General features: G+C 54.7%; 1 pseudogene. It reads right to left on the reverse strand.

Annotated features, from left to right (window positions below):
• A pseudogene (locus ADA16_RS11430) lies at nt 1–333 on the reverse strand (IS30 family transposase); the annotation flags it as partial.
• Nucleotides 334–342 lie beyond the last annotated feature (9 nt).

Below are 342 nucleotides of genomic sequence, written 5' to 3' on the forward strand. Positions count from 1 at the left end.
TGTTATCCGGCTGCGGGTATTCATAGTGGTTAATCTAGCCCGCTGGTTATACACCGTGGATGTGCACACCCCGGCCTGTGCAGCAATCTGGGCAACACTATATGTGTCGGCCATAAGCATCTCGTAGATCACGCGATGCTTATCCATCATCGAGACCTTCGGGCAGTGCGACTGGTGCTGAATCGCAATTCCGGCTTGTCGCGCCCACCGGCTGACAGTTGGTTGGGGTATCCCTAAATCGCGCCCTACCGCGCTTGCTGATGCCCCATTGGCAATGTGTTCAAGCGCAATCGGTTTGATGGCACTGTATTTCGATCGGCGGGTTTGCTTCACTACTTCTCC

Origin of the sequence: Corynebacterium vitaeruminis, assembly GCF_001054325.1 — a bacterium.
GTDB lineage: Bacteria > Actinomycetota > Actinomycetes > Mycobacteriales > Mycobacteriaceae > Corynebacterium > Corynebacterium vitaeruminis_A.